General features: G+C 67.8%; 23 protein-coding genes, 1 tRNA gene, 1 pseudogene and 1 riboswitch. Of the genes and pseudogenes, 8 read left to right on the forward strand and 17 right to left on the reverse strand.

Translation table 11 applies throughout. From position 1 onward, the window contains the following. Positions 1-128: 128 nt before the first annotated feature. The gene (locus ADL03_RS03415) at positions 129-512 is read left to right on the forward strand and encodes a VOC family protein (protein WP_053731889.1); all 384 of its coding nucleotides are present in this window, start codon (positions 129-131) and stop codon (positions 510-512) included. Here ADL03_RS03415 and ADL03_RS03420 read toward each other — a convergent pair. The 3 genes from ADL03_RS03420 to ADL03_RS03430 all read right to left on the reverse strand — a co-directional run bounded on the left by ADL03_RS03420 (position 410) and on the right by ADL03_RS03430 (position 4,693). After that, positions 410-2,080, reverse strand: a complete 1,671-nt coding sequence (locus ADL03_RS03420; RefSeq protein WP_053731890.1) for an MDR family MFS transporter — start codon at positions 2,078-2,080, stop codon at positions 410-412. The two genes, ADL03_RS03415 and ADL03_RS03420, sit on opposite strands and share 103 nt — an antisense overlap. A 187-nt stretch (positions 2,081-2,267) precedes the next feature. Next, complete coding sequence (glyA, locus tag ADL03_RS03425; protein WP_053731891.1) at positions 2,268-3,485, reverse strand: serine hydroxymethyltransferase; 1,218 nt, start codon at positions 3,483-3,485, stop codon at positions 2,268-2,270. A gap of 13 nt (positions 3,486-3,498) precedes the next feature. Further along, a riboswitch (ZMP/ZTP riboswitch) is annotated at positions 3,499-3,583 on the reverse strand. A gap of 6 nt (positions 3,584-3,589) precedes the next feature. Next, positions 3,590-4,693, reverse strand: coding sequence for an FAD-binding oxidoreductase (locus ADL03_RS03430; protein WP_053731892.1), 1,104 nt, complete (start codon positions 4,691-4,693; stop codon positions 3,590-3,592). Between the two features lie 390 nt (positions 4,694-5,083). Between ADL03_RS03430 and ADL03_RS03435 the strand changes: the two genes are divergently transcribed. Next, positions 5,084-5,620, forward strand: coding sequence for a pyridoxamine 5'-phosphate oxidase family protein (locus ADL03_RS03435; RefSeq protein ID WP_231641425.1), 537 nt, complete (start codon positions 5,084-5,086; stop codon positions 5,618-5,620). Between the two features lie 4 nt (positions 5,621-5,624). On the opposite strand, the gene ADL03_RS03440 is transcribed toward ADL03_RS03435, so the two are convergent. After that, positions 5,625-6,191: a TetR/AcrR family transcriptional regulator gene (locus tag ADL03_RS03440; protein WP_053731894.1), complete on the reverse strand. Its 567-nt coding sequence runs from the start codon at positions 6,189-6,191 to the stop codon at positions 5,625-5,627. An 85-nt stretch (positions 6,192-6,276) separates the two neighbouring features. On the opposite strand from ADL03_RS03440, the gene ADL03_RS03445 reads away from it, so the two are divergent. Next, positions 6,277-7,173 carry an SDR family oxidoreductase gene (locus ADL03_RS03445; RefSeq protein ID WP_053731895.1) on the forward strand — a complete coding sequence of 299 codons (897 nt, stop codon included), beginning with the start codon at positions 6,277-6,279 and terminating at the stop codon, positions 7,171-7,173. A 1-nt stretch (position 7,174) separates the two neighbouring features. Here ADL03_RS03445 and ADL03_RS03450 read toward each other — a convergent pair whose 3' ends face one another. The 8 genes from ADL03_RS03450 to ADL03_RS03485 all read right to left on the reverse strand — a co-directional run bounded on the left by ADL03_RS03450 (position 7,175) and on the right by ADL03_RS03485 (position 13,868). Next, on the reverse strand, positions 7,175-7,603 hold the full coding sequence (locus tag ADL03_RS03450; RefSeq protein ID WP_053731896.1) for a heat shock protein transcriptional repressor HspR: 429 nt from the start codon (positions 7,601-7,603) through the stop codon (positions 7,175-7,177). 6 nt (positions 7,604-7,609) lie between these two features. After that, the gene (gene dnaJ / locus ADL03_RS03455; protein WP_053731897.1) at positions 7,610-8,770 is read right to left on the reverse strand and encodes a molecular chaperone DnaJ; all 1,161 of its coding nucleotides are present in this window, start codon (positions 8,768-8,770) and stop codon (positions 7,610-7,612) included. 17 nt (positions 8,771-8,787) lie between these two features. After that, positions 8,788-9,423 (reverse strand): nucleotide exchange factor GrpE, encoded by a 636-nt coding sequence (gene grpE, locus ADL03_RS03460; protein ID WP_053731898.1) that lies wholly within the window; start codon positions 9,421-9,423, stop codon positions 8,788-8,790. After that, on the reverse strand, positions 9,420-11,297 hold the full coding sequence (dnaK, locus tag ADL03_RS03465; protein ID WP_053731899.1) for a molecular chaperone DnaK: 1,878 nt from the start codon (positions 11,295-11,297) through the stop codon (positions 9,420-9,422). Before dnaK ends, grpE begins: the two co-directional genes overlap by 4 nt. 187 nt (positions 11,298-11,484) lie before the next feature. Further along, entirely contained in the window at positions 11,485-12,327 is an 843-nt protein-coding gene (locus tag ADL03_RS03470; protein ID WP_157527907.1) for a DUF4097 family beta strand repeat-containing protein, read from the reverse strand. 83 nt (positions 12,328-12,410) lie between these two features. After that, positions 12,411-12,965 carry a hypothetical protein gene (locus ADL03_RS03475; protein WP_053731901.1) on the reverse strand — a complete coding sequence of 185 codons (555 nt, stop codon included), beginning with the start codon at positions 12,963-12,965 and terminating at the stop codon, positions 12,411-12,413. Positions 12,966-12,969: 4 nt separating this feature from the next. Continuing rightward, positions 12,970-13,443 (reverse strand): TetR family transcriptional regulator, encoded by a 474-nt coding sequence (locus ADL03_RS03480; RefSeq protein WP_231641428.1) that lies wholly within the window; start codon positions 13,441-13,443, stop codon positions 12,970-12,972. Positions 13,444-13,544: 101 nt separating this feature from the next. Beyond that, positions 13,545-13,868 carry a multidrug efflux SMR transporter gene (locus ADL03_RS03485; RefSeq protein ID WP_053731902.1) on the reverse strand — a complete coding sequence of 108 codons (324 nt, stop codon included), beginning with the start codon at positions 13,866-13,868 and terminating at the stop codon, positions 13,545-13,547. 144 nt (positions 13,869-14,012) lie between these two features. On the opposite strand from ADL03_RS03485, the pseudogene ADL03_RS03490 reads away from it, so the two are divergent. Beyond that, positions 14,013-16,271 (forward strand): annotated as a pseudogene (locus ADL03_RS03490) ((Fe-S)-binding protein); the annotation flags it as partial. A gap of 46 nt (positions 16,272-16,317) precedes the next feature. Next, complete coding sequence (locus tag ADL03_RS03495) at positions 16,318-16,938, forward strand: Uma2 family endonuclease (protein ID WP_197288048.1); 621 nt, start codon at positions 16,318-16,320, stop codon at positions 16,936-16,938. A 49-nt stretch (positions 16,939-16,987) separates the two neighbouring features. Here the strand turns inward: ADL03_RS03495 and ADL03_RS03500 are convergent, their stop codons facing one another. Continuing rightward, entirely contained in the window at positions 16,988-17,368 is a 381-nt protein-coding gene (locus ADL03_RS03500) for a phage holin family protein (RefSeq protein WP_053731904.1), read from the reverse strand. A 215-nt stretch (positions 17,369-17,583) separates the two neighbouring features. Next, positions 17,584-18,135 carry a MarR family winged helix-turn-helix transcriptional regulator gene (locus ADL03_RS03505; protein WP_053731905.1) on the reverse strand — a complete coding sequence of 184 codons (552 nt, stop codon included), beginning with the start codon at positions 18,133-18,135 and terminating at the stop codon, positions 17,584-17,586. Between the two features lie 277 nt (positions 18,136-18,412). Here ADL03_RS03505 and ADL03_RS03510 point away from each other — a divergent pair, with 277 nt between their 5' ends. Then, a complete protein-coding gene (locus ADL03_RS03510; RefSeq protein ID WP_053731906.1) occupies positions 18,413-19,402 on the forward strand; it encodes a cation diffusion facilitator family transporter in 990 nt (329 codons plus the stop codon). On the opposite strand, the gene dcd is transcribed toward ADL03_RS03510, so the two are convergent. After that, positions 19,399-19,980 (reverse strand): dCTP deaminase, encoded by a 582-nt coding sequence (dcd, locus tag ADL03_RS03515; protein WP_053731907.1) that lies wholly within the window; start codon positions 19,978-19,980, stop codon positions 19,399-19,401. The genes ADL03_RS03510 and dcd overlap by 4 nt on opposite strands. 83 nt (positions 19,981-20,063) lie before the next feature. On the opposite strand from dcd, the gene ADL03_RS03520 reads away from it, so the two are divergent. Next, positions 20,064-20,137 (forward strand) — tRNA-Gly (locus tag ADL03_RS03520). A 72-nt stretch (positions 20,138-20,209) separates the two neighbouring features. Here the strand turns inward: ADL03_RS03520 and ADL03_RS03525 are convergent. Continuing rightward, positions 20,210-20,863 (reverse strand): Eco29kI family restriction endonuclease, encoded by a 654-nt coding sequence (locus tag ADL03_RS03525; RefSeq protein ID WP_053731908.1) that lies wholly within the window; start codon positions 20,861-20,863, stop codon positions 20,210-20,212. Between the two features lie 34 nt (positions 20,864-20,897). Next, complete coding sequence (locus ADL03_RS03530; protein ID WP_053731909.1) at positions 20,898-21,752, reverse strand: GIY-YIG nuclease family protein; 855 nt, start codon at positions 21,750-21,752, stop codon at positions 20,898-20,900. A 115-nt stretch (positions 21,753-21,867) separates the two neighbouring features. Between ADL03_RS03530 and ADL03_RS03535 the strand changes: the two genes are divergently transcribed. Further along, on the forward strand, positions 21,868-23,220 hold the full coding sequence (locus ADL03_RS03535) for a DNA cytosine methyltransferase (protein ID WP_053731910.1): 1,353 nt from the start codon (positions 21,868-21,870) through the stop codon (positions 23,218-23,220). Positions 23,221-23,467: the final 247 nt, after the last annotated feature.

The following is a 23,467-nucleotide window of genomic DNA, read 5'->3' on the forward strand; positions in this document are numbered from 1 at the left end:
AACGGCAGAAAAGTTGAGTCTGTTCCACTCAACTAGGGGGTGAGTCCCGCGCCACACCGCCGCGCGGACAGCACCCCCGTGCCGAAAACAGGAACGCGGGAGGCTCGCGATGCACCAGGATCGGCGCCATGACCTCGATCATCCACACCATCACCGTCGACGCGCGCGACAGCTACGCGATCGCCTCGTGGTGGGGGCAGGTGCTCAACCTGCCCCTGCACCCCGACGACAACCCCGGTGACCCGGAGTCGCTGATCCAGCTGCCGAACGGCATGCGGTACCTGTTCATCACCGTGCCGGAGAACAAGGAGGTCAAGAACCGCCTGCACCTCGACCTGCAGCCGGCCGACTGCACCCGTGACGAGGAGGTCGAACGGCTGCTCGGGATCGGCGCGACGGTCTTCGACGATCAGCGCAGGCCGGACGGCACCGGCTGGGTCACGATGCGCGACCCCGAGGGCAACGAGTTCTGCGTGGAACGCAGCGCAGCGGAACGGGCCGCGACGTCCTGAGCACCGTCACTCGAAAGCACCAACAGCTTGTCCACACCGGGGCGTGGGTTGTCCACAATCCGCTGGTCAGTATCCACAGGTGAGGCAAGCTCAGTCGCGACCGTCTGTCCGCCAGAACCCGTTGGGGTGACATCCGCGGTGACGTCCACGGAGTCGCGCAGCGGCTGTTCCTTGATCAGCAGCACGGCGATGACCGTGAAGACCGCGAGCCCGGCGGCGATCAGGAACAGCTCGCCCATCGCGTCGCCGTAGGAGTCGCGCACGACCGGGGACAGGGAGCCGCGGTCGAGCTTCGTCGTGCTCACCTGGGCGGCCAGGACCGCTCCGAGCACCGACACGCCGGCCGTTCCTCCCAGTGACCGCAGGAACGTGGCCGTGGAGCTCGCCGCGCCCAGGTCGGCCATGCTCACGCCGTTCTGCACGGCGAGCACCAGGTTCTGCATGGTGAGCCCCACGCCCACGCCGACCAGCAGCAGGTAGGCGCCCATCAGCGTCAGGTTCGTGGTGTGGTCGATCGTGCCGAGCAACGCCAGCCCGATGACCAGCGAGAACGCTCCCCAGACCAGGTAGCTCTTCCAGCGGCCGCTCTTCGCGATCAGCTGCCCGCTGACCGTGGACGAGATGCTCAGGCCGAGCACCAGCGGGACGGTGAGCAGGCCTGCCTTCGTGGGCGAGAACCCGCGGGCGATCTGGAAGTACTGCCCCATGAACACCGACGCGCCGAACATCGCCGTGCCGACCGCGATGCCACCGAGCATCGCCAGCACGACCGTGCGGTTGCGGAACAGGTGCAGCGGGATGACCGGGGCCGACGCCCTGCGCTCCACGAAGTACGCACCGACCAGCGCGACCACCACGCCACCCACGAACAGGGCGCTCTCACCGGAGACCCAGGCGAAGTCCTTGCCGGCGAACGAGACCCACATGAGCAGCAGGCTCACGCCACCGGTGATCAGCGTGGCACCGAAGTAGTCGATCTTCACGTGCTGCCTCTTGGTCGGCAGGTGCAGCGTCTTGTGCAGCACGGCGAGGGCGACCAGGGCCAGCGGCACGCAGACGAAGAAGCACCAGCGCCAGCCGGGCCAGTCGACCAGGAACCCGCCGACCAGCGGACCGCCGACGGTGCCCGCCGAGATCACCATGCCGGTGTAGCCGCTGTAGCGGCCGCGTTCCCGCGGGCTGAGCAGCGCGCCGACCACGACCTGGCCGAGCGCCTGCACCCCGCCCATGCCCAGGCCCTGGACCACGCGGAACGCGATGAGCTGCTCCATGTTCTGGCTCAGGCCGGACAGCACGCTGCCGATCACGAACAGCACGATGCCGCCCTGCAGCAGCCGCTTCTTGTCGAACAGGTCGGAGAGCTTGCCCCACAGCGGCGTGCTGGCCGTGGAGGCGAGCAGCATCGCCGTGATGACCCACGTGTACTGGGTCTGCGTGCCCTTGAGCTCGGCCAGGATCGTCGGGAGAGCGTTCGAGACGATGGTGGAGCTGAGGATCGCGACGAGCAGCGCCACCCAGATGCCGGACAGCGCTTCGAGGATCTCCCGATGCGACGAGGGCCGGTTCAAGCACACCTCCAGAAAAATTAGTTGATGTCATACAACTATATCCGGAGATAGTTAGCTAGAACAACTTTCCCGAGCGTCTCGTGGATCACTCTCCCTTCGCTCCCCAGCCTCCTCGCAACGCCACGCGGGGAGCTTCCGCACGACCGAAGCGGACGCGGGGGTTCCCGCGTCCGCTCCCAGCCGGGCGTCAGAGGGAGGTGAGGAGGTCGGAGACCTCGGCGGCGATGCGGTCGAGGGCGGGGGCGTTGCCGGCAGCGGCGATCGCGCGGTCGATCCACTCTGCGACCAGCGGCATCTGGTCGGGGCGCAGGCCGCGCGTGGTGATGGCGGGCGTGCCGAGCCGGATGCCGGACGGGTCGAACGGCTTGCGCGGGTCGAACGGCACGGCGTTGTAGTTGAGCTCGATCCCGGCCTGGTCCAGCGCCCGCGCGGCCGGCTTGCCGCCGATGGCCTTGGACGTCAGGTCGATCAGGACCAGGTGGTTGTCGGTGCCGCCGGAGACCAGGTCGAACCCGCGTTCCAGCAGTGCGACCGCCAGCGCCTTGGCGTTGGCCACGACGGTGTGCGCGTACTCGCGGAACTCGGGCTGGGCGGCCTCGTGCAGCGCCACGGCGATCGCGGCGGTCGTGTGGTTGTGCGGCCCGCCCTGCAGGCCGGGGAACACCGCGCGGTCGACGGCCTTGGCGTGCTCGGCGTCGGTGAGGATCATGGCGCCACGTGGTCCGCGCAGCGTCTTGTGCGTGGTCGTGGTGATCACCGGCGCGTGGCCGACCGGCGACGGGTGCGCGCCACCCGCGACGAGACCCGCGATGTGCGCGATGTCGGCGACCAGGACGGCGCCGACCTCGGCGGCGATCGAGGCGAACCCCGGGAAGTCGATCGTGCGCGGGATCGCCGTGCCGCCGCAGAAGATCACCTTCGGGCGTTCGGCCAGCGCAAGGGAACGGACCTCGTCCAGGTCGACGACGCCGGTGTCCTTGCGCACGTCGTACTGCACCGCGTGGAACCACCTGCCGGTCGCGGACACGCTCCAGCCGTGGGTCAGGTGGCCGCCCATCGGCAGCGACATGCCCATCACCGTGTCGCCGGGCGACAGGAACGCCAGGTACACCGCGAGGTTCGCCGGTGCGCCGGACAGCGGCTGGACGTTCGCGTGGTCCACGCCGAACAGGGCGCGGGCCCGGTCGACGGCGAGCTGTTCGACCTGGTCGATGACCTGCTGGCCCTCGTAGTACCGCTTGCCGGGGTAGCCCTCGGAGTACTTGTTCGTGAGCACCGAGCCCGTTGCTTCGAGCACGGCCGCCGACACGTCGTTCTCCGACGCGATCATGCGCAGCTTGCTGGACTGGCGGGCGGACTCGGCCTGGATCAGTGCGGCGATCTCGGGATCGACGTCAGAGAGCATGGCGCTACTCCACGCCGGGCACCCAGGCGTTCGGTGCGCTCGGCCGTCGCTTCCCGGTGGTCGGTTCCACCCTCGGCACGCCAGTCGCTTCAGACGTGCCGAGCTTAGTCCAGCGTGAACGGGTCGTACTTGATCCGGTCCAGCGGCGTTCCGGCGACCAGCATGCGGGACACCGTCGACCTGATCATGGCCGGGCTGCCGCACACCAGGACGTCGCGGTCCTCCCACGCCCCGTAGCGGGTAACCACGTCGGCCAGGGTGCCCTGCTCGACACCGCGGACGCCGGGGTCCGACTCCAGCACCGGCACGACCGTGAGCCACGGGTTCGTGGTCGCGATGCGCTGCAGGTTGTCCAGGTCGTAGAGGTCCTCGCGGGTGCGGCCGCCGTAGAACACGTGCACGCGCGGGTTGTCGCCCCACTGCGCCATCTCGTCGATGATCGCGTGCATCGGCGCGATGCCCGTGCCGCCGGCCACCATCAGGATGTCCGACCCGGACGTGCGGTCGACCGAGAGACGTCCCATCGGCGGTCCGATCCGCCAGGTGTCACCGGCCTGCGTGTGGCCGACCACCGAGCGTGACACCCAGCCGCCGTCGACGGACCGGATGTGGAACTCGATGACGCCGTCCTCGCGCGGCGCGTTCGCCGGCGAGTAGTAGCGCCAGAGCCGCTTGCGCTGCGGCGTCTCGACGGACACGTACTGCCCGGCGCGGTAGTTGACCGGGTGGTCGGGCTGCAACCGCACGACCGCCAGGTCCCACGACACGCGCTGGTGCTCCAGCACCGTCGCGTGCCAGTACGCGGGGCCGTTGTCGGCGTCGGCCGCCTCCTGCATCGCACGGGCCATCAGCGTGTACGCCTCGGCCCAGGCCATCTCGACCTTCGGCGTCCAGGCGGCACCGGCGAACTTCTTCACCGCGGACAGCAGTGCGGTCCCGACCGCCTCGTAGTGGACGTTGATCACACCGAACTTGCGGTGGTCACGGCCCAGCTGGCGGAGGAACGGGATGAGGTCATCCGGGCGGTCGACCATCTGCACCACGTGCACGAGGGCCCGCAGCAGACGGCTGCGTTGCACCTCCATGTTCGCGGGGAACATCTCGCGTGTGGCGGGCGAGAGCGAGAAGAGCATCCCGTAGAAGAACTTCGCCACTTCTTCGGAATGCGGTTCCACCACCGCGAAGCTCTCCCGGATCATCCGCACCATCGCGGTGACGCCAGGCGGGGGCTCTCGGTGTGGCGGGGTAGGGATGGGGCTCAGCACAGCGTTCGCAGTCATGGTCCGCGCGCAGTCTCCACGTTCTGATCGGCGCCGGCAAGGCGCGGTAGTCCTCGTCAAGCATCCGTCCCCCGACAGGGTGGACAGTAACCCCTGATCGGGCTGTCTGACTCCTTGATGCCACCTTCGAGCGAAGCACGGTTACGGTACGCAACTACTTGTTACCGCAACAGTGTGAAACTGAGGGGCCTTCTGTACCGAGTTGCGCGCTTGCGTGCAACGGTGTGGCACGTGTCCCTGCCTGACTTGACTGCGACCTCCTCCCCCAACCGGGTCGGTGTACCCGGCTCACGTGGCGAACACTTCCTCCAATGTGCCTTGGAGACCGCGGATCGCGCCACACGCTTCTACTCGGACCAGGTGCTGGACCACCTCAACCCCGCGATGGCCGAGTTCGTCGGCCGGATGGAGATGGCGTTCATCTCGACCTCTGATGCCGACGGGGAGTGCGACTCGACCCTGCGGGCCGGGCCCGCGGGGTTCATCCAGGTGATCGACTCCCGGACCGTCGTGTACCCCGAGTACCGCGGCAACGGCGTGATGGCCTCGCTCGGCAACATCATGGAGAACCCGCACGTCGGAATGCTGATGGTGGACTTCACCGAGGACCTGATCGGCCTGCACGTCAACGGCCGGGCCCGCATCGCGCCCCGCGACGAGTTCCCCACCGAGGACCGCAAGGTGGAGCGCTGGGTCGTCGTGCAGGTGCAGGAGGCCTACATCCACTGCCGCAAGCACATCCCCCGCATGGTGCCGGTGGACCGCATCCGCGACTGGGGCACCGACGACGTGAAGCGCAAGGGCGGCGACTACTTCGGCGCGAAGGCCGCCAAGGAGGCCTCGCAGGAGTCGTGAGCGGCTAGCCGAGGGTCGCGGCCGCCGTCCGCACCTCGTCCACGGACCGCCGGGCGATGGGCGCCCAGTCCCCGGCGGTCTCCAGCCACGTGACGTACGCGCGCTCGAACGCCAGCACGCCGAGCTCGGCGGCGACCGCTGCCGCCAGCTCGGGCACGCCACGCCGTTCGAGCGCGTCCTTCATCGCCACGGCGAACCCGGCCATCTTCAGCGCCGACCGCTCGCGCAGTTCCAGGTTGCCCTCGACCACCGCCTGCCGCTGCGGGCCGTGCGCCCGCTGCTCGTCGGTGAACCAGGTGCCGACCGCGACCAGCGCCGCCTCGACCGCCGTCAGCGGCCCCGCGTCCCCGGATGCGCCGGCGATCCCGCCCACCAGCACGTCGGCCAGCTCGTCCTGACCACCGAACAGCACCTCGCGCTTGTCGCGGAAGTGCCGGAAGAACGTGCTCTTCGTGAGCCCGGCGCGCTCGGCGATCTGCGCGACGGCGGTGTTGTCGTACCCCTGCTCGCTGAACAGGTCGAGTGCGGCGCGCACCAACCGATCCCGCGCGTCCGGCTCCCATCGACCCATGCCGCCATCCTAAGTGATGCGACTTGGTCTCATCACTCTGCTACGGTTGATGAGACCAAGTCCCATCACTTGTTGGAGAACTGCGATGAAGATTTTCGTCACGGGCGCCAGCGGTCACGTCGGCTCGGCGCTGGTCCCCGAACTGCTGCGGGCCGGGCACGAGGTCGTCGGCCTGGCCCGGTCCGACGCGTCAGCGGCCAAGCTCGAAGCACAGGGCGCCGGGGTCCGGCGTGGTGACCTGGACGACCTGGACGGGCTGCGCAAGGGCGCGGCCGAGGCGGACGCGGTGATCCACCTGGCGTTCAAGCACGAGGAGATGTTCGCCGGCGACTACGCGGGTGCCGCCGGAGCCGACCTGGCGGTGGTCGAGGCGTTCCTCGACGAGCTCTCCGGCACCGGCAAGGCCCTGATCGGCACCGGCGGCACGCTGTCGTACGCCGGCCTGGGCCGCACGGCGACGGAGGAGGAGCGGGTCGCCGACAGCGACACCCGCGGTGCCGCGCGGAACGCGATCATCGACGCGACCGGCGTGCGGGGTTCGGTGGTCGTGCTGCCGCCCACGGTGCACAGCGCGCTCGACACGGCCGGTTTCATCCCGATCCTGGTCAGGACCGCGCGGGAGAAGGGCGTGTCCGGCTACCCCGGTGACGGCACGAACCGCTGGTCCGCGGCGCACACCCTGGACGCGGCACGGCTGTACCGGCTGGCAGCGGAGAAGGCACCCGCGGGCTCCGTGCTGCACGCGGTGGCCGAGGAGGCCGTGCCGATGCGCGCCATCGCCGAGGCGATCGGGCGCAAGATGGGCCTGCCGGTCGAGAGCATTCCCGCGGAACGTGCGCAGGAGCACTTCGGGCCGTTGGCGTTCATGGTGTCGCGGGACGCACCGACGTCCAGCGCGCGCACGAGGGCGCTGCTGGGGTGGGAACCGCGGGAACCCGGCCTCCTGGCGGACCTGGAGGCCGGGTTCTACTTCGAGCGGTGAGCTACTTGCGCGGCTTGGGCTTCCACACCACGAGCGCCGTCTCCTGCCGCACGGGCACGAGGTCCCTGCGGTAGGAGGCGTGCACGGCGGCGGCCGCCGAGTCGGCGGCCGCCAGGGCCTGGGCCAGCTCCTGGGTGAGCTCGTTGACACGTGAGCGCAGCGCGTCGACCTGGTGCTCCAGGTCGATGATCCGCTTGATGCCGGCGAGGTTCACGCCCTCCTCCTGGGAGAGGCGCTGGACCTCGCGCAGCAGCACGATGTCGCGCATCGAGTAGCGGCGGCCGCCGCCGGAGGTGCGGCCCGGCGACACGAGGCCCATCCGGTCGTAGGACCGCAGGGTCTGCGCGTGCAGGCCGGAGAGCTGTGCCGCCACCGAGATGACGAAGAACGGCGTGTCCTCGTCGGTCCCTGGTGGGAACGGGAAACTCACCGGAACTCACCGCCCTTCCAGCAGCGCGTTGAGATCACCTCGCGGGTCGTGGTCCTTGGTCACGTCCGCGTAGCCCTCCAGGGCCGTGCGAGCCTCGGAGGACAGGTTGTTCGGCACGGCGACCTCCAGGGTGATCAGCAGATCGCCCTGGGTGCCGTCCTTGCGGGTGATGCCCTTGCCGCGGGCCCGCAGCACGCGCCCGGAGGCGGTGCCGGCCGGCACCTTCAAGGTCACCTTGCCGTCCAGCGTCGGGACGGTCAACGTCGTGCCCAGTGCCAGTTCGGGGAACGTCATCGGCGCGGTCAGCGTCAGGTCGTTGCCCTGGCGGCCGAACACGCTGTGCGGGTTGACGTGCACGCGGACGAACAGGTCGCCCGACGGCCCGCCGTTGCGGCCCGGTTCACCCTGGCCGGCGAGGCGTATCCGCTGGCCGTCGTCGACCCCTGCCGGGATCCGGACGGTCAGCGTGCGGGTGCGGGTGCTGACGCCGTCGCCGCCGCACTCGGGGCACGGGTCGTCGATGATCCGGCCGGTGCCGCGGCAGTCGCGGCACGGCTCGCTGAACGCGAACGCGCCCTGCGACCGCGTGACCAGGCCGGAACCCGAACAGGTCGCGCAGGTGTGCGGCGTCGTGCCCGGCTTGGCGCCCGAGCCGCCGCAGGTCGTGCACGCGGCGGGCGAGGACAGCCGCAGCGGCACCTGCGCGCCCCTGACCGCCTCGGTGAAGTCGAGCCGGACGTCGGTCTCGACGTCCTCACCGCGACGGGGACGCGTGGCCGAGGCCGCACCTCCGCCGCCGCGCCGGTTGAACAGGCCGCCGAGCAGGTCGCCCAGGCCACCGCCACCGGTGCCCTGCGCGGCACGGCCGAACAGGTCGTTGACGTCGAAGCCGCCGGCACCGCCGAAGCCGCCGGGGAAGCCCCCTCCGCCCGCGAACAGGCGACGAGCCTCGTCGTACTGCTTGCGCTTCGCCGCGTCGGACAGCACGCCGTACGCCTCGGAGACCGACTTGAAGCGGGCCTCCGCCTGGGCGTCGCCAGGGTTCGCGTCGGGGTGCAGCTCGCGGGCGAGCTTGCGGTACGACTTCTTGATCTCGTCCGCCGAGGCGTCGGAGGAGACGCCCAGTTCGCGGTAGAAGTCCTTCTCGATCCAGTCCCTAGCACTCACCGGACGTCTCCCTCCCTTCAGCTCTCTTCAGCGGGTGGTGCGGCACTGGCCGGCTCGTGGTCGGTCACCGCGACGAGCGCGGGCCGCACGAGCTTCTCGCCGAACCGGTAGCCGCGGCGCAGCACCGCGGTGACGGTCGGACCCTCGACGTCCGGGGACGTGCTGTGCTGCACGGCCTCGTGCACCGACGGGTCGAACGCCTCGCCCTCGTGCGCGAACGGCTCCAGGCCGGTCTTCTGCAACGTGGACACGAGCTTGTCCGCCACCGCCTTGAACGCGCCGGTCAGGTCGCCGTGAGCGGCGGCCCGTTCGACGTCGTCCAGCAGCGGGAGGAGCTCGGCGGCCACGGACGCCTTCGCGTTGTTGATCACCGCTTCCCGGTCGCGTTCCACCCGCTTGCGGTAGTTCGCGTACTCGGCGGTGAGCCGCTGCAGGTCCGCGGTGCGCTCGTCGAGCTGGGCCTTCAGCTCGGCGGCGGCGTCGTCCACGACCTCCGCGACGACCACTTCCTCGTCCTGCGCCGGAGCAGCGTCCTCCTCCGCCGGAGCGGCCGGCGCGCGGACCTCACCCGTTTCCGGGTCGATCCGGCGCCGGTCGTTCACGACGACGTGAGGCTGCTCCTCCTCAGGAGCCGCGTGCCTCGGTTCGGTCACTTCTTCTCGTCCTCGTCCACGATCTCGGCGTCGACGACGTCGTCCTGGCCGGCCTTGGCCTGCCCGGCACCGGCGGCACCGGCAGCGCCCGCGGCACCCGCACCGGGGGCCTCGGCACCCGCGGCGCCCGGCGCGTTGGCGTAGATCGCCTGGCCGATGGCCTGCGACTCGGTCGCGAGCTTCTCCACCGCGGCCTTGATGGCGTTGATGTCGGTGCCCTTGAGCGCCTCGTTCGCCTCGGCGACGGCGGCGTTGACCTTGTCCTTGATCTCGGCGGGGAGCTTGTCGTCGTTCTCCTTGACGACCTTCTCCGTCTGGTAGACGAGCGTCTCGGCCTGGTTGCGGACCTCGACCTCCTCGCGGCGGCGCTTGTCCTCCTCCGCGTGGGCCTCGGCGTCCTTGACCATGCGGTCGATGTCGTCCTTCGGCAGCGCGGAGCCACCGGTGATCGTCATCGACTGCTCCTTGCCGGTGCCGAGGTCCTTCGCCGACACGTGGACGATGCCGTTCGCGTCGATGTCGAAGGTGACCTCGATCTGCGGCACGCCGCGCGGGGCCGGGGGCAGGCCGGTCAGCTCGAACATGCCGAGCTTCTTGTTCTGCGACGCGATCTCGCGCTCGCCCTGGAAGACCTGGATCTGCACGGACGGCTGGTTGTCGTCCGCCGTCGTGAAGGTCTCGGACCGCTTCGTCGGGATCGTGGTGTTGCGCTCGATCAGCTTGGTCATGATGCCGCCCTTGGTCTCGATGCCGAGGGACAGCGGGGTGACGTCGAGCAGCAGGACGTCCTTTACCTCACCCTTGAGGACACCGGCCTGCAGGGCGGCGCCGACGGCGACGACCTCGTCCGGGTTCACGCCCTTGTTGGGCTCGCGGCCGCCGGTCAGCTCCTTGACGAGCTCCGCGACGGCGGGCATGCGGGTCGAGCCACCGACGAGCACGACGTGGTCGATGTCGCCGACGGAGACGCCGGCGTCCTTGATCACGTTGTTGAACGGCGCGCGGGTGCGCTCGAGCAGGTCGGACGTGATGCGCTGGAACTCGGCGCGCGACAGCGTCTCGTCCAGGAACAGCGGGTTCTTGTCCGCGTCCACCGTGATGTACGGCAGGTTGATCGACGCCTGCGACGAGCTGGACAGCTCGATCTTGGCCTTCTCCGCAGCCTCACGGATGCGCTGGAGGGCCATCTTGTCCTTGGTCAGGTCGATGCCGTTGGCCTGCTTGAACCGGTCCACCAGCCAGTCGACGACGCGCTGGTCCCAGTCGTCGCCACCCAGGTGGTTGTCACCGGAGGTCGCACGGACCTCGACCACGCCGTCGCCCAGCTCCAGCAGCGAGACGTCGAACGTGCCGCCACCGAGGTCGAAGACCAGGATGGTCTGTTCCTTCTCGCCCTTGTCGAGGCCGTAGGCCAGAGCGGCCGAGGTCGGCTCGTTGACGATGCGGAGCACGTTGAGGCCCGCGATCTGGCCGGCCTCCTTGGTGGCCTGCCGCTGGGCGTCCTCGAAGTAGGCCGGGACGGTGATGACGGCGTCGGTGATCTCCTCGCCCAGGTACGCCTCGGCGTCGCGCTTGAGCTTCATCAGCACGCGCGCGCTGATCTCCTGCGAGGTGTACTTCTTGCCGTCGATCTCGTCGGTCTGCCAGGTCGTGCCGATGTGGCGCTTGACCGAGCGGATGGTGCGGTCCACGTTCGTGACGGCCTGGTTCTTCGCGGGCTGACCCACGAGGACCTCGCCGTTCTTGGCGAACGCGACGATGGACGGGGTCGTCCTCGAGCCCTCCGAGTTGGCGATGACCGTCGGCTCACCGCCCTCGAGAACGGCGACGACGGAGTTGGTCGTCCCCAAGTCGATGCCGACTGCACGCGCCATTGGAGTTCCTTCCGCTAGTACTTGTTGAGCGTTGCTGGCTCAAGTTTGCCACTTGCTCAACCTTGAGCCTACCCGACTCAAGCTTTCTGACTGGCACAACGGCTGGGAAGCTCCGGTTGTTCCCTCACAACGCACCGAGGGCCACCCCTTGTGGAGTGGCCCTCGACACAGTCCCCCTCGCGCGGACTCAGGCGCCGATCACGGTGAGGTCCCCCGACCCCGTGGTCAGCTTGAGCTCCAGCGCCGCGTTCGGGTCGGTCGGCACGTTGATCACGCGCTCCCCGCTGCCCGACGTCCCGCTGACCTTGTACGGGCCTCCCGGCAGCCGCACCTTCACGTCGCCGGAACCGGAGTCCACCCGCACCGACCGCGCCGCGACCAGCGCCAGCTCGACCCGGCCGGAGTCGGCGATCGCGGTCACGTCGTCGCCCAGCGAGGTGCCGTCGATGTCCCCGGAACCGGTGTCGACCAGGACCTTGCCCTTGACCGCGTCCAGCTGGATGCGGCCGGAGCCCAGGTCGGCCGTGACACCGCCGCCGACCCTGGTGGCCTCGAAGTCGCCGGACCCGGCCTTCACCTTGACGTCCCCCGCGATGTCGCGGGTGACGACCCGGCCGGACCCGGTCTTGAACTCGACGGACGCCAGGCCCTCGAAGATCGAGTCACCCGATCCGATGTCACCGACCACGGAGATGCCGGCGGACGGGACCAGGACCTCGTAGTTGATCGAGCACTCCCTGCCGCACCCGTCCAGCACGAGCGTGCTGCCCTCGACGCGGTGCGCGACGCCCGACGGCTTGTTGTCCTTCTCGTGCTCGACCCTGCGGTGGATCTTCGTCTCGGTCAGCCCCTGCTGGTACCGGACCGTCACGTCACCGGCGTCGTTGTCGCTGCGCACGCGCACCGACGTGAACTTCTCCGCGACCACGTGGTCGTCGGAGAACTCGTACTTCATGATGCGAATGCCACAGCCCGTCAGCGCCGTGAGCACCGCCCCCGCAAGCAGCGCCGCCAGCGCCGTCCTCATCATGGGCACAAAACTAGAGGTCGCGGGGGACCGGCTACACGGCAGTCAGCCCCCGGAGACGGGGTGGGGTTCTCCCTACCCGTCCCTCAGACGAGGTCTTCGAGGACCGCGCGCAACGCCGGCGCGGTGCGGGCGGGGTCGCCCAGGAACCGCGACGAGGCCAGGACGTGCGCGGGCGCGATCCGTTCCCACAGCAGGCCCTCGACCGGCACCTCGGCGATGTGCAGCTCCACGCTCTGCGCCCACCGGCCGATCCGCGACTCGACGCCGCGCAGCACGTCGCCGATCGGCAGGGCGGCCGGGCTCTGCGCCCGGTGCAGCCGCTCGATGCCGGGCTTGAGCGCCAGCACCGCCGCCCGGCAGGCCGGCCGGGTCAGCAACGCCTCGGCGTCCTCGGGAACGGTCGGCTCGACGCCGCGCGTGCACGCGTCCAGCGCGTCGGCCCACCAGCCCGGCCACTCGGCGGTCACGGCGGCGCGGTCGACGCCGGCGGGCACCCGCACCGGCAACGGTGGCTCCAGCCCCGGCACGTGCGGTTCGACGTCCACCGACAACGCCAGGCCGTCGCGCACGTAGAGCGTGGTCAGCAGCCCGAGGCTGACCCCGTGGCTGATGCCGGACACCTCTCGCGCGAACCTCATGCCGTCATTCTCCCCGCGCGGCGGGCGTGGAACCGTCGCGGCCGCGGATCAAGAAGGACACGATCGGCTCCAGCTCGTCCTCGTCCGGGGCGGCGTCGGCGATCAGGCCCTGGATCAGCAGGCCGTCGACGGCGGCGAGGAACGCCCGGAACGCCACCGGGTCCCGCGGCCGCACCGCGTCCACGGCGAGGTCGAGCCACCTGCGCGCGGCGGGCCGCAGCTCGGGGCGGCGGCCGGCCAGCAGGTACAGCTCGTACTCGGCGAGCGTGCGGCCGCGGTTCTCGCCCACCGCCCGTGCGAGGCCGGCCGCGACCTCCCGCGCGGTGCCGCCGCCGGCGACGATGGCAAGCATGTCGCCGCACAGCTCTTCGGCCACCCACATCAGCGTGGCGATCAACAGGTCGTCGAGCGTCGCGAAGTAGTACGTCGGCGCCGTCGCCGGCACACCGGCCTCACGCGCCACGCTGCGATGGGTCACTCCGCCGACGCCCTCGCGTTCGATGACCCGCAGCGTGGCCTCGACGATGGCGCGCCGCTTCTTCTCGCCGCGCGCCTTGCGCCCGTCGACCGCTGCCGAGGTCAGTGCGCCCTCCCGAGCTCCAGGGTCACCACTCCGCCGATGATCATGGCCAGCCCGACGACCATCGTGGGGTTGAGCGTCTCGCCGAGGAACTTCCAGCCGATGACCGCCACGGCCGCCACGCCGATGGCCGACCACACGGCGTACGCGACGCCCACGGGCATACCCGACTTCAACGCGCGCGAGAGCGCCGTGAAGGCGATCGCGTAACCGACGACAACGACCACTGACGGCCACGGCCGGGTGAACCCCTCGGACAGCTTCAGGGAGACGGTGGCGGCGATCTCCGCGACGATCGCCGCGGCGAGGTACAGGTACAGCACGGCGGCCTCCGGACGCTTCGCAGAACTACCTGAACGAGTGTTCCACAAGTTTTTGATCAATTTCCGGATACTTGACCGGTACGTGACGAGACACCGGCCACGTCCAAGTGGTTACTCAGGAGTAACCTGGCCTAGACTCCCGCCATGACCCTCCAGCTGGTTCTCGGACTCGTCGCCGTAGCGGTGAGCGTCGTCGCCTGGGGCGTGTTCGTCGCTGGCGTCTGGAAGATGATCAAGATCATCCGGCTCGGCCAGCCGGACGCGACCCGCAACGGCCCGTTCTGGCCGCGGCTCAGGACGATGGTCGTCGAGTTCGTCGCGCACACCAGGATGGCCAAGTTCCGGTCCGTCGCCCCGTGGCACTGGATGGTGATGTGGGGCTTCCTCATCGGCTCCGCGGTGCTGTTCGAGGCCTACGGTGAGGTCTTCGACCCGCACTTCCACTGGCCCGTCATCGGCACGTGGTCGCTGTGGCTGCTGCTGGTCGAGCTGCTCGGCCTGGGCACCGTCGTCGGTGGTGTCGCACTGGCGATCATCCGCCAGCGCAACCACCCGCGCCGTGCCGACCGCCTCTCGCGCTTCGCGGGCTCCAGCTTCAAGTCCGCGTACTTCGTCGAGGCCGTCGTCATCATCGAGGGCATCGGCATCCTGCTGGTCAAGGCGTTCAAGCAGTCGAGCGGCCTCGAGACGGCCCCGCTGTGGACGTCGTTCGTGACCCAGCCGCTCGCGCACGTCCTGCCGGCCGCACCGATCTGGGTGTCGGTGATGGCGCTGGTCAAGCTGCTGAGCGGCATGATCTGGCTGGTCGTCGTCGGCAGGAACCTGACGATGGGCGTCGCCTGGCACCGGTTCTCGGCGTTCTTCAACATCTACTTCAAGCGCGAGGACGACGGCGGCGTCGCACTGGGCGCCCTGAAGCCGATGATGTCCGGCGGCAAGGTCCTGGACCTCGAAGAGGCCGACCCGGACAAGGACGTGTTCGGAGTCGGCAAGGTCGAGGACTTCAGCTGGAAGGGCTGGCTCGACTTCTCCACCTGCACCGAATGCGGCCGCTGCCAGTCGCAGTGCCCCGCGTGGAACACCGGCAAGCCGTTGTCCCCCAAGATGGTGATCACGCAGCTGCGCGACCACGCGTTCGCCAAGGCGCCGTACCTGCTCGCCGGCGGCTCGCGCGACATGGCCGGCGACGAGGTCGGTCTCACCGAGGACAAGTACGAGGACTACAAGAAGCGCCTCGAGTCGATCGACGTGCTGGCGATGGCCGAGTCGGAGCGCCCTCTGGTCGGCGGTCCCGCCGAGCTCGGCGTCATCGACCCCGAGGTGCTGTGGTCGTGCACGACCTGTGGCGCGTGCGTCGAGCAGTGCCCGGTCGACATCGAGCACGTCGACCACATCGTCGACATGCGCCGCTACCAGGTGCTGATCGAGTCGAACTTCCCGACCGAGCTCGGCGGGATGTTCAAGAACCTGGAGAACAAGGGCAACCCGTGGGGCCAGAACGCCAAGGACCGCCTGAGCTGGACCGAGGGCCTCGACTTCGAGGTGCCGGTGTTCGACGGCGAGCTTGGCGACACCGAGTACCTGTTCTGGGTCGGCTGCGCCGGTGCGTTCGAGGACCGCGCGAAGAAGACCACCCGCGCCGTGGCGGAGCTGCTGCACACCGCGGGCGTCTCCTACACCGTGCTGGGCCCGGAGGAGACCTGCACCGGTGACCCGGCCCGCCGCGCCGGCAACGAGTTCCTCTTCCAGATGCTCGCGCAGCAGAACGTCGAGGTCCTCAACACCGTCTTCGAGGACCGCCCGGCCGGCCAGCGCAAGATCGTCGTGACGTGTGCGCACTGCTTCAACACGCTCGCGAACGAGTACCCGCAGGTCGGTGGCACCTACGAGGTCGTGCACCACACGCAGCTGCTCAACAAGCTGGTCCGCGAACGCCGCCTGGTGCCGGTCGCGCCGGTCACCGAGGACGTGACCTACCACGACCCGTGCTACCTGGGCCGCCACAACAAGGTCTACGAGGCCCCGCGCGAGCTCATCGGCGCGTCCGGCGCGAAGCTGCGCGAGATGCCGCGGCACGAAGAGCGCTCGATGTGCTGTGGCGCCGGTGGCGCGCGCATGTGGATGGAAGAGCGGATCGGCAAGCGCATCAACCTCGACCGCGTGGACGAGGCACTGGGCACCGCGCCGTCGAAGATCGCGACCGGCTGCCCGTTCTGCCGCGTGATGCTGACCGACGGCGTGACCGCCCGGCAGTCCGACGGCCAGGCCGGCGCGCACGTCGAGGTCGTGGACGTGGCGCAGATGCTGCTGGAGTCGGTGAAGCGCGGCACGGAGAGGCAGGACATCCCGACCGACGAGGCCCCGACCGGCACGCCGCTGCCGGACGAGGACAAGTCGAAGATCTGATCCCAAACGACCGCTGGACCTGGTAGCCGGTACCCTCCGGGATGTGGAGGTGGAGCAGATGAGCGCAGACGCCATGCCGTTGCCGTTCGACCCTTTGGTTGACCTGCACGGCATCTGGACGACCGAGCTGGCTGAGCTCTACCTCCCCATCCCGGGCGCCCCACGGGTGAAGTACGAATGCTTGGACGGTTACCTGGTAATGAGCCCGTACGAGGGGAGCCCGAACGGCTTCGGCATGCTCCGGCTGGCGCTGCTCATCGACGAACAAGCGATGAGAGCCGGCAATCGGATCTACCCGACGGTGAATGTCGAGTTCAGTCCGCAGCGCTGGATCCAGCCTGACCTGACCGTGCTGAAACAGCCGATCGAAGACCTCACCTGGATCCCCGCTGACCTCGTGCTGATGCCGGTCGAGTTCGTCTCGGCCTCCAGCCGTCGGCGCGATCGCATCAACAAGCCGGCCGAATGTGCTCAAGCCGGTATCCCGTACTTCATGCGTGTGGAGTTCTCGAAGCCACAGGCGGTGAAGGTCGAGCTTCTCGAACTCGCCGGCGACGGGTACAAGCCACTCGCGACCGCGCTCTCCGGTCAGAGGTTCGAAACCGACGTGCCGTTCCCGATGAGCTTCGATCCGGCCCAGTTGCTGGAAGCCTGGTACACGTAGCCGAAAGGCCCTCGGTCCGTTGTGGACCGAGGGCCTTTTTCGTTACCGGTCAGTCGTTGTCGGTGACCTTGTCGTACACGACGTTGAGCAGCCACCCGGTCAGCGCGACGATGATCGCGCCCCAGAACGCGGGCCAGAACCCGTCGACGCGGAACGGCAGGTCCAGCTGCTCGGCCAGCCAGCCGGTGAGCATGAACAGCAGCGCGTTCACGACCAGCCCGATCAGGCCGAGCGTGAGCAGGTAGAACAGGCAGCCGAAGAACTTCACGAGCGGCTTCACGACGGCGTTCACCAGGCCGAAGATCACCGCGACGCCGACGAGCGTGAGGATCCGCGACCCGGTGCTGCCTTCACCGAGGTCGATTCCGGGCAGAGCCGTCGAGACCCAGACCGCCACGGCTGTCAGCAGCACATACACCAAGATGCCCATGCCGCAGACTAACCGCGACGGTCCTCAGTGGTCAGGAACGACGGCGGCGCGCCACCAGGAACACACCCGCACCGGCGACGAGCAGCGCAGCGCCGAGCGGCGTGGCGACGGCCGTTCCATGTTCCGGTCACTCGGACAGCGGATAACCACCCATGTCGCACCCCTCCCTCTCGCACTGATTCAGTACGATATCGGATAGTACGAACTCGTATCAATCATTCCTTGGTGTCGAGCGCCAGCGTCGTGCGCCTGCGGGCCGGTCCCAGCTCCCCCGCGAAGACCTCCATGACCTGCTTCAACAGCTCCCTGAGGTGCTCAAGGTCCCGGCCGGGCAGCGACGTGAACAGCTCCCGCTCCCGTTCCGCCTGACCGGCGACGATCCGCAGGAAGATCTCGCGGCCCGCGTCCGTCAGCGTCGCCGGCAACGACCGGCGGTCGCTCGGGTCGAGCTCACGGCTGACCAGACCGGCCTTCTCCAGGCGGTCGAGGCGGCTGGTGATCGTGGTGGCCGGGCTCAGCGTGCCGTTCGCGAGCTGCTTGGGCGTCAGCCGGTGTGGCGGCCCGATCCAGAACAACCGGGCGAGGATCTCGTAGTCGGCGCGGTTGAGCCCGTGCGGCGCGGCGATCTCGGTCGCGAGGAAGTCGAGGTACTTGCTGATCTGGTGCACCCGGTCGACGACACCCTCGACCACCGGGTCGATCGCCGGAACCACGGCCCTCCACGACTCGACCTCGGTGTCGGTGTGGTCCGCACCTCGCTTGCCCATCCCACGATGGTAGTTGCGCGCTCAACGCAGAACCGCCCGCGTCCTCTCGCTGGACGCGGGCGGTTCGACTTACCCCCTGGTGATCAGCGTCCCCCCGGAGCAGATCCCGTCCCTAAGACACCACGGACCCCACCGATGTTGCCCTGTTCCGTGAATCTCACTCGAATGCAGTAACGCCCGGCTCTCCTGGCGGTGCCGGGCGGCGAGGACCACCGAGCCGTGGTTCCGGCCGGTCAGCAGCCGGTGGACCGGCCGCCGTGGGCCTAAGCTGATCTCCATGAGCGACAAGCCAGAGGGCGACAAGCCAGAGGGCTCCGGCGAAAGCACGCTGACAGTCGTACTCGCCCTGCTCGTGAACCTGGCGATCGCCATCACCAAAGCCATCGCGGGCGTTCTGACCGGCTCCGCGGCAATCCTCTCGGAGGCCGCGCACTCGGTGGCCGACACGTTCACCGAGGCCCTGCTGCTCACCGCCCTGCGCCGCTCCGACCGCCCCGCCGACCGCCGTCACCCGTTCGGCTACGGCAAGGAGCGCTACTTCTGGTCGCTGCTGGCCGCCGTCTCGATCTTCGCCTCCGGCGCGATGTTCGCGTTCTACGAGGGTTTCCGCACCGTCTTCGGCGAGCCGCAGGAGCAGACCCGGCCGCTGGTCGGCTACATCGTGCTGGCGCTGGCGTTCCTGCTGGAGTCCGTGTCGTGGACGCAGGCGTTCCGCCAGGTCCGCTCCCAGTCCGGCGAGCACGGCAAGGGCTTCTGGGCGTTCCTGCGCGAGTCCGACGACCCGACCGTGAAGACGGTGTTCCTGGAGGACTCGGCCGCACTCATCGGCCTCGTCCTGGCGTTCTCCGGCCTCGGCCTGCACCAGCTGACCGGCTCGTCGCTGTGGGACGGCCTCGCGTCACTGGCGATCGGCGTCCTGCTCGCACTGGTCGCGTACATCCTGGCCCGCACCAACCGCGGCCTGCTGATCGGCCGCCAGGCGGACCCGTTGGTGGTCAAGGCGATCTGGCGGCAGCTGGCCGAGGTGCCCGAGGTCGACGCCGTGGTCGACGTGCTCACCATGCTGATCGGCACCGACCGCGTCCTGCTGTGCGCCCGCCTCGACTTCGACGACGAGCTGACCGCGTTCCAACTGGAGAACGCCTGCGTCCGCATCTCCGCAGAACTGCGCGAGTCGTTCACCGACCTGGACGAGATCTTCCTCGAACCCGTCCCGCGCTCCGACCCCGAACTGCGCCGCCGCGTGCTGGACCGCTACGGCTTCTAGCGCCGCGTGTCCGTCCGGTGGAAGTTCAGGTAGGCCCGGCTCGGCGTCGGCCCGCGCTGCCCCTGGTACCGGCTGCCCGCCTGCGCCGAACCGTAGGGGTGCTCCGCCGGGCTCGACAGCTTGAACAGGCACAGCTGCCCGATCTTCATGCCGGGGTGCAACGTGATCGGCAGGTTCGCCACGTTCGACAGCTCCAGCGTGATGTGCCCGCTGAAGCCGGGGTCGATGAACCCGGCCGTGGAGTGCGTGAGCAACCCGAGCCGCCCGAGGCTGGACTTGCCTTCGAGCCGGCCCGCCAGGTCGTCCGGCAACGTCACCAGCTCGTAGGTGCTGCCGAGCACGAACTCGCCGGGGTGCAGCACGAACTGCTCGCCCTCCGGCGTCTCCACCAGGCTCGTCAGGTCGTCCTGCTGCTGCGACGGGTCGATGTGGGTGTACTTCGTGTTGTTGAAGACCCGGAAGAACCGGTCAAGCCGCACGTCGATGCTGCTCGGTTGGAGCATCTCGACGTCGAAGGGGTCGAGTTGGAGACGGCCGGACTCGACCTCTTTGCGCAGATCCTGGTCACTCAGCAGCACCTGGGCAGGGTAACGGTTCGTCGGGGAGGACAGTGGCACAGGGCGTTGCCGGGCTGTGTATGATCGGCTGCGAGCTTGCTCATGCGGGTGTAGTTCATTGGTAGAACGACAGCTTCCCAAGCTGTAGAGGCGGGTTCGATTCCCGTCACCCGCTCCACGGCAGGGTCCCAGGTCACACCACCTGGGACCCTGTCGTTACTGGCGTGGAGCGTCCTGAATCACCGGCACGCTAGAACTGGTCGAAGTCCAAGTACCTGTCATCGCCCGCCGGGTGCGGCCACGGTAGATAGTCGTAGTCAGCGACCTGATGCTCGATGTGAACCGCCGCCGCCTCGATCAGCTTGTGCGCATCGTGGACCACACCACCATGACTGCGGCTGCGCCCATCGTGAACCGTGTCCCAGGGGCTCTTCGCGCTCTTCCGGGTTGCTGGGCCCTGTTCGTTGCTTCCGAAGCCCTTCAGCTTGCCGTTCCAGACAGGTGCGTATCCGACGCGCATACCGTTCTCACCCAGGTTGGCGTGAACCTCGGGGAGCAGCAAAGCCCTGAACCTGAACTCCGCGATTGGCAGACCGCTCTCCATGATAGAGCGGCGGTGCTTTCTCAACCGACTGTGCAGCGGAAAGCGCTCACTAACCCGCTTGCCAGTCGCGCTATGCCTGGACGCTTGTCCAACGTAGACTGGGATCTGGATCGCTGCCAGCGGCCGATAAAGCGACACGCTTTTGCCTCGGTAGTAAATGGCGTACAAACCCGAGCCTTCGAACCTTGGAATATCGTGAATCATCCCGACCAACGGTTGCCGCTCAAAGTGCTCACAGATGGTATGGGATATCTGCTCGGTCGACAGCGGGTCGAAAGAAAAAGGGGTGTAGCCAGACATGAAATCCTGTTTCGGTTGTCGAGAAGTGAGATCGCTATTCAGAACCGAAGAGGCCTTCCTGGACCGAATCCTCCTCTTCAACCATCTCCTCAGGCGAGACCTCCGGCACAGCGTCCACCACGTCGCCAGATCGGTAGTACCGCCAAGCACTCCCATACTTGGACGGCGCGTCACCATACATAATGACGTAACCCATCAGTGCAGAGACCTGCCAAGACTCCGGAACCGCCCTGGAAAGCAAGCGGAATGCGATATCAGCGGACAGCGGACCTTGCGGAATCCTGAGAACGGTCGAATGCGATTTCGGCGGCTCGACATACCGAAAATTGTAGGGCAACCCAGACTTCAGCCTCTTCAAGAAATTACTCAGAGTAACTTCGCCCGCACTCAGTCCAGTGACCGGTAGATCCAGGTTGATTGGATACGTCAGGTCGAAGTGATTCTTCTTCAAAATCGTCGTGTCACGCTGACGGCCGGGATCTTTATTGCCGAACCCGTTGTTGTTCCACGGAATACCACCGCTGTCCTTGTAGCGCTTGATAAGAAGCTTTTCAGGAGCCAGGGCCGAAAAGTCCTCTGCGACATATAGGCAAGAAAAGGACATCTCAGTGATATCAATGTGTCGCCGTCCCCTGAGCTTGCGCAGATGGTTGGCGAGCCGACCCCGCAACGAGTTGTCCGCCTTACCGACGTACACGAACTCTCCGCCCAGATACAGCTGGTACACGCCGGGTCGCTCCTCGACCGCCGCCAGACACTCCTCTGTCAACGGCGCGTGATCCAAACCTTTGAGCGCTTCAGCCAGCTGATCACCGAGCGCCTTCGTGATGCTCAGCCGGAAGGTGTCGTGGTACGCACCACGGCCCTCCAACGGCGCCCCCAACTTCATGCGAGTTCCCCCTCCGAGAGTTGATCTCCATTCAGCCTATGGCGTTACTCACTAGAGGTCGACACATTCGAGTGAGACACTTTCGCGATCATAGATTCCGCGGTACGATTTCGCTATGGTTGACCAGGCCGAACAAGCATCCGAAGCGCGCACGAGCGTTGAGCTGTTCGCGGGTGGAGGTGGTCTTGCCATGGCGGTTCACCAGGCTGGCTTTCGTCCACTCCTGTTCAACGAGTTCAACAAGCGCGCTTGCGAAACGCTCGTCGCCAGCGCCCAGAAGACCCTCGGTGTCGATGGCCTTGAGCGCTGCGAGGAGACGAAACCACAGCCCCCGGAAGTCGGGCAGCCCGCCCCTCTGTATCCGGGCGATGTTCGTGATCTCGACCTGACCGCGCTTCAGGGCAAGGTGGACGTACTCGCGGGCGGCCCCCCCTGCCAACCGTTCAGCGCCGGGGGTGTCGCCAAGGGCGACGAGGACAAGCGGAACATGTTCCCAGCCGTCTTCAAAGCGGTCCGAGAGATGCGACCGAAGGCGGTGATCTGCGAGAACGTCCGAGGGTTGCTGAGGCCGTCGTTCGCCGAGTACTTCCAGTACATCCAGAACGAACTGCGCCTACCGTTCGAGAAGCGCGATGATGAGGTTCGATGGCAGGACCACAACGCGCACCTGACCCGCATCCTCAGCCAACTCTCGGAAGAGGATCAAGACCCAGACCACTACAAGGTCGTCATGGTGCCCGTCAACGCAGCGAACTACGGCGTGCCACAGATTCGCAACCGTGTCGTCATCGTCGCCTTCCGCGCCGACCTAGGCGTGGACATCAGGGCCTTCGAGAAGGAGGTCAAGACCGAAAGGTTCTCCGAGGCGGCGTTGCTGCGGTCGATGCGAGATGATGACGGGGCGTACTGGCAGCGGCATTCCGACGTGCCAGATCATGTGCGTCGAAAGGTCCAAGCGCGGATCCCGAAGTTGATCAAGGAGGACGACTGTCGACCGTGGCGCACCCTGCGTGACGCCATCAAGGGATACGGAACTGATGTCAAGCTTCCTGCGCTTCCACACGTCGACATGGAGCGGCTGGAGGAGAAGTTCGACTTCGGCAAGGAAATCGACGTCGCCGACCACATAGGGTGGCCAGGTGCTCGTATCTACAAGGGCCACACTCCGAACGAACTTGATCGCCCCGCTAAGACCGTCAAAGCCGGCGTCCACGGTGTACCAGGCGGTGAGTCGGTGATGCTCGTCGATGAACGCTTCGCGGACTCTTCGTCTGACGATGGGTGGACCTATCGTCATCGATACATGACTGTCCGCGAGACCGCCCGTGTGATGACTTTTCCCGATGAGTGGCTCGGATCGGGGCCACGCGGCGAGCAAATGCGCCAGCTGGGTAATGCTGTTCCTGTTGTTCTTGGCGAGTTCTTCGCCAACGCCGTTGCCGACGCATTGAAAGCCACAGGGCACTAACGATCATGTCTCCAGGCAGTGCGACTCACAGGTGGAAGGACGAGCTTCCTCCTGAACGCGCGTACAAACGCCGTGCAGGCGCCGCATCACCAGCGCTGGAACAAGACCGAGCCGCCCAAGGCCGAAACCGCCGGAGTGTCGACCTGGGCGATGGTCGTCGCGCACGAGGCTCGATCAGCTTGCGCCTATACCGCCGAACACGACGCATTCGGGCCTACCTTCGCTGGTCACAGGACGGGAAGACACA

The sequence above is a fragment of the Nocardia sp. NRRL S-836 genome (assembly GCF_001279525.1).
In the GTDB taxonomy this organism is placed as follows: domain Bacteria; phylum Actinomycetota; class Actinomycetes; order Mycobacteriales; family Pseudonocardiaceae; genus Lentzea.